Below are 1,316 nucleotides of genomic sequence, written 5' to 3' on the forward strand. Positions count from 1 at the left end.
GGGTATAAAGGTGTTGTTTTTGATCCGCAGATTCAGGTTGTTTATCAGCATCTTCAGTTTAATCAGGCGCGTGATATTGATAATCTTGATGTTGATTTAGGAAAATTTCATCAATGGGTGGGGCGTGTTGGTGGGCGTTTAAGCAAGACGTTAGGTGTTGTGGAAGAGGGACGTGAAGTTTCTTTTTATAGTAGGCTTTCTTATTTGCATAGTTTTGAAGATAAGCAATTCGTTTCTTTTAAAAATGATTTTCAGTTAGGTTCCTTTGGTTCTTCTTTGGAAGCAGGGGTTGGGTTTAATGCCCGTCTCTCATCAAAACTTTCTCTTCGTGGAGATGTCACTTATCAGCATAGATTTAAGAAAATTGGTTTTTCTGGAACGAGTTTCTCTGCTGGATTGCGCCACCTTTTTTGATGAGCTGCAATATGTATTTTTAGTTAAAAGGCAGAAGATTTTCGGCCTTTTAATGTATTAAAATTTATTTTGCTTCATCAATATGGTTATTTTTTGATATAAAAGATTACAATAGATGCTTTCTTTTATGCGATGAGAAATTTTTCTAAAATTTTTGATGTTAAGATATGAGGACAGATTTCATTGTGAATATGAGAAGTTTGAATGCTGAATGCTTTCGGCATAATCTTTCAAAAGAGACGATATAGGTGGTTGTTTTTGTCCATTTCTTTATTCATTTTTATAGATCATAAGTTTAGTCTTTATGAGTTTTATGCATTGTTTTGAATTTTGTTTTAGAACTTTATTCACGTTTATATCATTTAATACGCTATTTGTTCCATTTTTTAGGATATTTACTTAAGAATTTTGGATAAATATTTATTTTTAGAACAAACAGAGGGAGTTTGAGGTCAAATTATAATAAAAGTAAAGTATGCTTTATCGTGTTGTTATGGTTGTTGTTTTGTAAATGATAGGTGGCAGAGAAATTTCGATAAGATACAGGATATTATTTTCATTGCGGTCATGCGCGGATATCATCATTCTTTTTTCAGCATTCAATATTTTCGCAGATTTTAGCACTCGAGAATATTCATAAGAAGCAATTCACCTTTTTTCAAAAGTCCTTCTTTGCATGCCAGCTTCGTTTGTGATGGACAAGGGGTTAATTGATTAAATATAAACAGGTTTGAAATGAAAGAAATTTATAATATTCAGTTTTTATTCAATATGTAAAATGATGAATGAGCATTCTGAATTATTGCATGAAATTTTCCTAAATCAATATCACGCGCCTGATTAAACTGAAGATGCTGATAAACAACCTGAATCTGCGGATCAAAAACAACACCTTTATACCC

The 1,316-nt window shown here is 32.0% G+C and carries 1 protein-coding gene; it reads left to right on the plus strand.

Features of this window, described 5'->3' with window-relative positions:
• The coding region (locus ACFILT_RS03280) for an autotransporter outer membrane beta-barrel domain-containing protein (protein ID WP_375679162.1) at positions 1-414 on the plus strand (414 nt) is incomplete at its 5' end.
• Positions 415-1,316: the final 902 nt, after the last annotated feature.

This window comes from Bartonella sp. AP7XZML (assembly GCF_042195745.1).
Taxonomy (GTDB): domain Bacteria; phylum Pseudomonadota; class Alphaproteobacteria; order Rhizobiales; family Rhizobiaceae; genus Bartonella.